The following is a 9030-nucleotide window of genomic DNA, read 5'->3' as shown; positions in this document are numbered from 1 at the left end:
ATCGTCGACGGCATCTGGGGCACCATCAAGGGCCTGGGCACCCTGGTGGGCTTCGGCGGCTGGGACGCCATGGGCCAGGCCTGGAAGGGCCTCGCACAACTGGCCACCGGCCTGGCGATTTCCACCATCCCCGGGGTGGGCACCGCGTTTTGGGCCCTGCCGGACGACAAACTCCCCTCCTGGCTGCGGGATTCGCGGACCGCGATGAAGGAGACCGGCAAGGCGCTGGTGGCCTGGGACGAGTGGGGCAAGAACCCGGGGCGGGCCGCGGGTGCGGTCACCTTCAACGTGCTGACCACGGTCTTCACCGGTGGCGCGGGCGGCGCGGCGGCGGGTGCGGGCAAGGCCGGCGCGGTCGCCAAGGCGCTGTCGGTGGCCGGTAAGGCGGGCAAGGTCATCGACCCGATGACGTATGTCGCCAAGGGCGCGGGCGCCGGCCTCTCCAAGATCGGCGACATCGCCAAGAGCATCAAGGGGATCGGGAAGGTCGACGTGCCGGCTCTGCCGGCGGATGCGATCAAGCTGCCGGAGGGGTCGCTGAAGCTGCCCGACGGCACCGTTCACCTGCCCAAGGGCGCGGCGATTCCCGAGGGCGCGACCAAGCTGCCGGACGGCAACGTACGGCTGCCCGACGACGTCCCGGCGCTGCCGGAGAACGCCACCAAGCTGCCCACGAACCCCGGCGAGCCGGCCCGGTACTTCGACGGCGAGGGCAACGTCCTCGACCAGCACGGCAACGTCCTGGACCACGCCGACAACGCGCCGCGCGAAGGCTCCCCGGACGTGCACCCGGCCACCGGCGCGGACACCCCGCGGGTGGAGACTCCGGCCCACGCCCAGCAGCCGGTCCTGGTCGGTGCGGGTGCCCACGTGGGGGACAACGCCGGCCAGGCCATCCACGTCGGCAACAGCCTCGACAGCCACCTCGGTGACGCCGGCCGTATCGGCGACGGCGCACCCGGGGGTGGCATCGGGGATCGTCTGCAGGAGGGCAACGCCGGAAATCGCCTCCCTGACGGCCACGCGGGCGACCTCAACCACGGGCCGTCCACCGGCCAAGAACCGGCCACCAGCCACTCCACTGGGCACGGTGAGGGTTCAGGCGGCAACCACGCCGACAGCGCAGGCGTCGGCCACCGGAACCATCCGGGAGGCGCCGACGGTGACGCTCCGCACGGCGCCCACGAGCCCGGCTCGGCATCCCACCACCACGGTGACGACGGCGCCCACATTGGCACCCACGATGTGCACGAGTCACATGGGGGCACCCACGCAGACGACGGGGCGCCCACCGACGTCGCTCACGGTGATGACGGAAATGGCTCCGGCGGCCCGCATCACGGTGGCGGTTCCGGCAGCGGTCCTCAGGGCACGCCTTTGGAGCCTCAACCCGATTGGCACGGTCAAAGCGCGGACAAGATGCGCCATCACCGCCGTCCGGCGCTGGACGTCTCACATCTTTCTCCAGAGGATCAGCTTTCTGTTCTGGAGCGTGAATCGGCCGCCCTCGCGGATGACGCCGTCAACGCCACGCCCGGAGCAGCGCCCCCCGGCCAGAATTCTCTCTCGTCAGGATGCGCGGGGAGTTTTCTGCATGACAACACAGTTACTGCGCACAGCAGCACCACGAAGATGCACGGCCAGAAATCGCCGAATACACATCAGGTTCTCGATGACATCCTGAAGGAGGTCGGAGAGAAACTTGACGCTACGCCGGGAGCCAAGCGGGGGCTCGGACACGGGAAGTGCGCCGAGATATCCTTGATCAGCGACCGACTGCGCCAACTGGACCCGGCAGGGACATCAATTCGCACGATCGACGACGCGAAGAAGGCTCTGGAGGGGGGCTTGATGCACACACGCCAGATCGGCGACCTCTACGACCGGGACACCGGCGCACTCGCACGAGCGCATGGCGACTACCTGGCGCCCTGCAACACGTGTGAGCACGTACTGCCCAAGCTGGGCATACACGTACACTCGTAGTGCTCCAGCTCACGGAACGGAAGAATTGATGGATTCCGAGCAGTCGACACCCGAAGTACACGACTGGCTGATCAGCAACGGCTGGTTTCCGGGTCGGGACATCGGAGAGCGCGCCGACGAACTCATTCAGGTGCGAGTGGAGGACGCCGAAAGGCAGGGCGTGCCCCTGACGCCGACGCCGGCCGCAGCACGCATCATCCATACGTACGGCTTGCTGCAGCTCAGCCATCCCACAATATCGGGCACGGCCTGGGCCATGAAACCGACGATCGGATACGACGGTGACGCGGCAGCCATCCAGGAATTGGCATCCGGACTCAACGCGAATCTTTTCCCCATCGGGTATGAGACGTCCGAGTACGGCATTATCCTGGCGGACGAAAAAGAGCGCCTCTTCCACCTCCACCACACCGGAGGGTACTACCTGGGAGAGAACGCATTTGACGCATTCTCCCGATTCTTGAGCGGCGTGGTCGATCCGGATGCGGAGGATTTCTTTGTCTGAGCAATTCCCGGCCGTATCCTCTTCGTTGCTGATCGGTGGAAAGGTTGTCAGCCACACCAGCCTGGTCGGGGAGGACAGCGCCAACCTTCACCCGTCCATCCGGGCATGCGTGGACTCGCTGCCTTTGGAGCAGCGCAGCACGTTCACCGGACGTTGCGCGGAATCGACCCTGCTGTCCGACCAGTTGTGGGCACTCGATGCCGCGCGGAACGACGGCCGGACGACGCCTCTCCGGGAAGCGGCTCGGCACTTCGAAGGATCGGCCATGGTCTCCAAGATGATCCGTGGCCATGGACACCCCGATCACGGCAAGACCACCGCACCTTGCGCTGTCTGCTCGCACCTTCTCCAGGAATTGGGCGTACGCGTGATCCTCTGAAGGCAGGAACACGAAAGCGGGCCGCCTCCGGAGGGAGGCGGCCCAGGCTTTGGACTGAGGTGCGTCAGTCGCGGTACGTCAGACGTTGAAGCGGAATCTGTAGTACCGAGCTCCCGCCTGCGGAAACGCGGGTTTTATAGGGGTCATCCCAGCACCATCCCAGCACGGGCGTTCAACCCCAGCACCATGCAGGACAGGCGCCCCCTCGTACATCTACGCAGCTCGGGCGCTGCCGCTCGAGCTCGCCTCCTCTGCCGGCTGGGACGTCGTGCCTGGGGATACAGACCGCATGCCGCGCTGCAGAACATCCCGGCAGCGATCCCAGGCGCTGGTCAGCAGATGCCCGTAGATGTCGACTGTCGTCTTGACCGAGCGGTGCCCCAGCCAGCGCGAGACCTCGTGGATCGGCACACCGTTGGCCAGGGCCGTGGAGGCGAAGAAGTGCCGCAGGCTACGAGGCGTGTACTTGGCCTTGCCGTCCAGATCGACAAGGCCGGCCGAGAGGCATGCCTTCTTGATCTGGTAGCCGTAGGACGCGATGGACGGCATCATGCCAGCGCCAGGCTGACGTGGAGCAAAGAAGGTCTTGAGCCGAATCCGTTTCCCCTTCCGCCCAGTGAAGACGACGGGCACCGGCTTCCACTTCAGGAGGTGCGCGTCGATCTCCTGCTCAACGAACAGGGCGGTTGGGACGTCTCGGCACTCCTTCTCCAGCCGATGCTTGAGCGGCACGAAGGGTGCCCGGCAGTCCTCACGGTGCGCCTTGGCACTGACCTGCCATCGAATCCTGACGTAGCCAGGCCGCCTGCACTCGGTGGAGAAGGCCAGGGCTTCGCTGGGGCGCTGGCCTGTCCCGGACTGAAGATAGACGGCGAGGCGGAACCGTGGCGCAATGTGCGCAGCGATCAAATCCACCTCGGCTGACGTCGGAACTTCGTCCTCGTCCACCGCCAGCACGTCCCTGCGGGAGATCCGGATGCCCCGGGCCGGGTTCTCCGTGATGCGCTTGTCCACGACGGCCGCCTCCATGATGGCGGCTACCATCACCATCCGGTCGTTCACCGTCGATGCAGCCAGCCCTGCACCGCCTCGGTAGATGTCCTTGACGAACTTCTCAAAGTCCCGGCGCGCCAGCCCAGCCAGGGGCTTCCGACCAAGGCTCGGCACGAGATGGTTGCGGATGAACCCTTCGTAGTTGCAGCGAGTCGCCTCTCCGATGGCTCGTCGCTCCAACCACTCCTCAGCCCAGACCGACAAGGACATGGCGCCGCGCGCAGGGTCGATGCAGACACGGGCCTTCTTATCCTTCTCCACGACGGCAGCGAAAGCGTCCGCACCGTCCAAGCCGATCCTTCGTGGAAACGACTTCTCTCGCTGCCGCCCTCGCCTGCCGCCTGGCTCCCGATACCGCATGGTCCACGCGTGACCGCATCTTGAACGCATGCAGGGATAGTTCCAATCGCGGACATCCCGCTTGCACTTCTGAAAGACGCGCGCCACCCAACACTCCGATCTGCTGGACGTCTGTCCTTGAGATCGTCGCTATCACCTCACACATGGGCAAGACACTCGCCGCTAATCCGCACTTTCCGGCGAACATGCCTCATCATCGCCAGATCGACGGCGCCAGTAAGCAGTCAGCCACATGAACCGGCGGGTCGCATGGCCGAAGGTCAAACCCGAGGGTTGAAAGCGCCCGAAGATGCATTCACAGGGCCCACCATCAATCAATCAGTCAGTCAGTCGACGTCCAGCTGATCTCCACCTGACGCTTCCTCAGTCCTGTCCGGAGCCGGGGCCGGCGTCGGATTTTGCGACGGCTTGGACGCGTCCCCCTCCAGCGCGTATGCGAGCGCGAGAGCAATCCGCTCAATCCAGTTCAGCGCGTCCGTGACGTCAGCCTCGCCGATCGGGCGGCGCTGCTTGAGGTCACCGTCGATCAGATCCGCGTCGTGTGCGATCTGATTTCGGCGGCGGAGCAGCAGGACGTACTGGCCGCGCAGTCGTTTTTCGTCGTATGAAGTCCGGTACTGGCTCCACCGGTTGACCCACTTCGCTGCCTCCCGCCACACCTTGACATCGGTAACGAGCGCCATCACCTTCGCGATGGCGTCCGGATTCTGCAGGGTCTGGTGGGCGATGTCCTGGCGCACCCGTTCCGCGACCACCTCGGCTGTGGTCGTCTCGCCCCGCTGCACCTGCTCCACGCAGTGCAGCGGCAACGGGTATTCACGAAGCTTACGCGGCATGTCCGGATCGTCCTTGGCAGCTTCCTCGGCGACCCGGCGCAACACCTCTTCTTGTACCCAGTGTTCGAGGGCGGCGATGGACTGCACCCAGGCGGCTCGGTAGAAATCGGCGGTGTCGATGCCCTTGGGGCTGAGCACCTCCAGCGCCTGCCCAGCTCGCACCATCTTGCGTGCGTACGACAAGTTCGTGACGAACGATTCGAACTGGTGGGTCTGAGGGTGCGCGATGGCCATGCATACCTCTGTACGGCGCGTAGGGAGAACGGAGAACTCCGGAACGTGGACTCCTGATGTTCCCTGTACTGCACAGAGGTCGGTCAAGCGGCTTTTCGGATCACGGTCGGTTTGTGGCTCGATCTGATCGGTTCAGCTCCGGATCCGGCCCTTCACTCACTTACAGCAGGCTTCTGGAGCGCTCCGCGATACGTACGGGGTCGGCCGGCTCGCGTCGAGGTATCGTATCGGCTCAGCGTTCTGGGCGATCAGCCCAGAGGCCAGTCCACTGCCGGAGCCGGAGACGACGTAGGAGACTTCGCGGTCGGCACTGTCCCAAAAGGGGTGGCTGGGCTGGCCCAGGGATGTCCGCCGTGATGGCTGTGGCGATTGCTCCATCATCGGGCCAGTGCATCGTAAGGACTTCGGCATCGCCACCTCTAACGGAATAGCCGACAGTAACCGCGCGGGAAAGTCGAGGGCCGCAAGGCACTCGGCATTGCGGCCCTCCAGCGCTATGACGCCGCCCTTCCGGCCATCGTCAGACCTCTTCTGCCTCCGGTACATCAACATCCGCACCCAAGGACTTCGCGATGGCCGTGAACTCGGCCAGGGCGGACTGAAGATCGCGCACGATCTCCTCGGCGATGACCTCCGGCTCCAGGTCACTGTCCGCGTCTTCCAGGGCCGGGTCCTTCATCCACGTGATGTCGAGGTTGACCTTGTCGCGCCCGATCAAGTCCTCGTACGCGTACGGCTTCCAGCGGCCGTTCTCGTCCTCGTCCGCGACACGGGCGGTCAGCGGCTCACCTGCCTTGTACCGGGCGACGAAGTCGTCCAGGTGGGCACGGGTCAGCGGGCGCTGCTTCATGGTGAAGTGCTGGCCGGTGCGGAAGTCGTAGACCCAGGTGACAGTGGTGTGCGGTTTACCATCGGCACGCGGGGGCTTCTTGTCGAAGAACAGGACGTTGGCCTTGACACCGCCCGCGTAGAAGATGCCGGTGGGCAGGCGCAGGATCGTGTGCAGGTCGAACTCGTCAAGGAGCTTGCGGCGGACCTTCTCGCCCGCGCCGCCCTCGAACAGGACGTTGTCCGGGAGGACGACGGCGGCCCGGCCGTTGACTGCCGTCAACGACATGATGTGCTGAAGGAAGTTGAGCTGCTTGTTGGTCGTGGTGGCCGTGAAGTCGTCACGGTCGTACTGGATGTCCTCCTTCTCCAGCTCGCCGTCCTGGCCGATCACAGTGATCGCGGACTTCCGGCCGAAGGGCGGGTTGGCGAGGACGAGGGAGGCGTGCCGTCCGCTCGGCTTCTCGGCGAGCGCGTCGCCGACGTCGATCAGGCTCGGGCCGTCACTCTTGCCGATGCCGTGCAGCAACATGTTCATGGCGGCAAGGCGGGCGGTGCCGGTGACCAGCTCGTTGCCCCAGATCTTGGACCCGCTGTCGTACGCCTTGCGGGCGTCGATATCCATGTCCTGGACATGGTGCCGGGTGACGTACGCGTGGGCCGCGATCAGGAATCCGCCGGTGCCGCAGGCGGGGTCGGTGATGGTGTCGTCCGGGCCGGGGCGGGTCACGTCCACCATGGCGTCGATGAGCGCGCGCGGGGTGAAGTACTGGCCGGCGCCGGTCTTGGTGTCCGATGCGCCCTTGGCAAGCAGGCCCTCGTAGGCATCGCCCTTGAGGTCGGTGCCGGTGACCGTCCACTCCTCGCGGCCGATCAGCTCGACGACCAGCTTTTCGAGCAGGGCGGGCTTGGTGATCCGGTTCTGCGCGTCGGCGAAGATCGTGCCGATGGTGGTGTGGGGCTTACGGCCGAGGTGCTCCAGGATGGCGCGGTAGTGCGCTTCGAGCTCGGGACCACGCTTGCTGACGAGCGACTTCCAGTTGTAGTCGACGGGCACAAGGCCGCTGAGGTCGCGGCCACCCCACTCGTCCTTCTCGATCTCGTCGACCATCTTCAGGAACAGCAGGTACGAGAGCTGCTCGACGTACTCGATGGTGGACATGCCGTTGTCACGGAGGACGTTGCAGTAGTTCCAGAGCTTCGCGACCAGCGTGTTGGTCTGCGCGGCAGCCTTCTTGGACTTCGGCGTCTCGGTGAGGGGGACGTTATCGGCGGAGGGCGTGACGGCGTCGTCCGCGGTGGTCTCGGGGGCGGTATCGGATGCGAGCGCGGTCACCGGTCGAACAACTCCTGCTGAACGGAGGCGGAGGGGGCGGGGGTTGGAGCGGGCGCGGCCTTCGTCACCGCGGCGGCAGCGGTTGCCTTACGCGGGCGAGCGGCCCGCTTGGCCGCCTTGCGGACGGGCTTGGCGGCCTCGCGCTCGGCGGCGATGCGGGCGAGGAGGGGAGCGGCGGGCTCGTCGGCGGGGTCCTGCGAGATCAAGTTGCCGGTCAGCGCCTTCCTCAGCAGCGCCGAGCGCAACGTCGCAGCTCGCTTGAGCCCAACCTCGACGGCGGCCTCAACACGCGCAAGACCGTCTAGCTGCTCACCACTCTGCTGCAGAATATCCGGCTGCTCACCCGCAGGAGGAATGGGAACTGGCAGATTTCTAATTTTCTTCAGGCTGATCGAAGCAAGGTTGGTCGTCTGCTTTCCATTCGCTTCAAACCATCGCGCCGAACTGTTCGCGTGATAGGCAAGGAGTTCTGGCAGAATAATCTCACCGTGAACCCTTGCCCGGAATACGTGATTCTGATGGATGGCATCCTTCACTTCGCCTCGCCAAACCCAGCCGCGGCCCAGTTTGTCGCGGTCGCCACCTTCATTCATCAGCACGTCTCCGGTTTCGAGACGCAAGTCCTCAGCCTTCTTATCCGGGACTCGAATTGTCGCTACACGGCTAAGATCAAGCCATCCGCGTTGCACGTTCGCGACCCGAAGATAGGGGACTTCGGTAAGGTCGGGATCAAACTGTTTCTTCTTATCCTTGGTGACACCACCCACGACCTCGGCGATATCGCCGAGCCGCTCCCAGGACCAGCTGGATGGAATCCTGGGCAGGTTCCGGTCGATTGCGTCTGCCTCGCGCGGAAGGGGTGCGGTGGGCTGATCCGCCGGAACAGCCCTAGCGGTAGCAAAGTTCGTCACGCGGGCGGCCAGAGCGCGAATGCGTGCATGATTCACCCGGAGTACTCGCTCAGCCGCGTCGAGCCGGGAGAGCTGTTCTTCGAGAGTCTCGACGATGCGGCGCTGTTCGGCGAGGGGCGGGACCGGAACTTTGATCCGCTTCAGAGATGCACCAGAGATTCCCGCTTGCCCAGCAGAGGTCTTGACTTGACCTCGCACTTGTTCACGAACCTGCGGTGACGCCCACGCGTAGACAAGGAACCGGGAGTCCAAAACATCGGGAGGTACACGCACTCGGATCAGTTTGTCAGGATACGCAAGATGGGGCGCACCCTCCGGAACCCTGGCCCCCGCACCTACATATTCAGGGTTCCCATTGTATCGAGTGAACAGCAGGTCACCTGGAACTGCATCGCCCGCCTGATCCAGCACTTCTCGCCAGTCCAGCCCGGTGTATCTCAGGTCGTCCAGACTTAGCCGCATCGACCTGACAGCACCGATTCGGAGAATTGGCGTACCGTTCGGCTCCGCGCCAGGGCGTGAGACGTACATCCCGTTCTTGACCGACGATGCAATCTCCCCGAGTTCCGCCCAGCCCCACCCCTCCGGCACACCTTCCATTC

7 protein-coding genes are annotated in these 9030 nt (G+C 64.9%); 3 read left to right on the top strand and 4 right to left on the bottom strand.

Features of this window, described 5'->3' with window-relative positions; translation table 11 throughout:
- Positions 1–45 precede the first annotated feature (45 nt).
- Genes ACZ4MH_RS30285 through ACZ4MH_RS30275 form a run of 3 tightly spaced genes read left to right on the top strand, consistent with a single transcriptional unit; the run spans position 46 to position 2870 of the window.
- Entirely contained in the window at positions 46–1986 is a 1941-nt protein-coding gene (locus ACZ4MH_RS30285; RefSeq protein WP_467754785.1) for a YwqJ-related putative deaminase, read from the top strand.
- 28 nt (positions 1987–2014) lie between these two features.
- Positions 2015–2491: an SUKH-3 domain-containing protein gene (locus ACZ4MH_RS30280; RefSeq protein ID WP_351600278.1), complete on the top strand. Its 477-nt coding sequence runs from the start codon at positions 2015–2017 to the stop codon at positions 2489–2491.
- A complete protein-coding gene (locus ACZ4MH_RS30275; RefSeq protein WP_351600276.1) occupies positions 2484–2870 on the top strand; it encodes a YwqJ-related putative deaminase in 387 nt (128 codons plus the stop codon). The genes ACZ4MH_RS30280 and ACZ4MH_RS30275 overlap by 8 nt, the downstream gene beginning before the upstream one ends.
- 213 nt (positions 2871–3083) lie before the next feature.
- Here the strand turns inward: ACZ4MH_RS30275 and ACZ4MH_RS30270 are convergent, their stop codons facing one another.
- The 4 genes from ACZ4MH_RS30270 to ACZ4MH_RS30255 form a co-directional block, all read right to left on the bottom strand.
- Positions 3084–4184, bottom strand: coding sequence for a tyrosine-type recombinase/integrase (locus ACZ4MH_RS30270; RefSeq protein ID WP_351600274.1), 1101 nt, complete (start codon positions 4182–4184; stop codon positions 3084–3086).
- A gap of 425 nt (positions 4185–4609) precedes the next feature.
- Positions 4610–5353 (bottom strand): hypothetical protein, encoded by a 744-nt coding sequence (locus tag ACZ4MH_RS30265; RefSeq protein WP_351600272.1) that lies wholly within the window; start codon positions 5351–5353, stop codon positions 4610–4612.
- Positions 5354–5873: 520 nt separating this feature from the next.
- A complete protein-coding gene (locus ACZ4MH_RS30260) occupies positions 5874–7517 on the bottom strand; it encodes a type I restriction-modification system subunit M (protein ID WP_351600270.1) in 1644 nt (547 codons plus the stop codon).
- Entirely contained in the window at positions 7514–9028 is a 1515-nt protein-coding gene (locus tag ACZ4MH_RS30255) for a restriction endonuclease subunit S (RefSeq protein ID WP_351600268.1), read from the bottom strand. Before ACZ4MH_RS30255 ends, ACZ4MH_RS30260 begins: the two co-directional genes overlap by 4 nt.
- Positions 9029–9030 lie beyond the last annotated feature (2 nt).

It is taken from the genome of Streptomyces sp. NPDC026301, assembly GCF_055567935.1.
This window is presented reverse-complemented; position numbering and strand designations above follow the sequence as displayed.

Coding starts and splice junctions, on each gene's coding strand:
- ACZ4MH_RS30280 (WP_351600278.1), top strand. CDS start 2,015: ATGGATTCCGAGCAGTCGACACCCGAAGTACACGACTGGCTGATCAGC.
- ACZ4MH_RS30265 (WP_351600272.1), bottom strand. CDS start 5,353: ATGGCCATCGCGCACCCTCAGACCCACCAGTTCGAATCGTTCGTCACG.
- ACZ4MH_RS30255 (WP_351600268.1), bottom strand. CDS start 9,028: ATGGAAGGTGTGCCGGAGGGGTGGGGCTGGGCGGAACTCGGGGAGATT.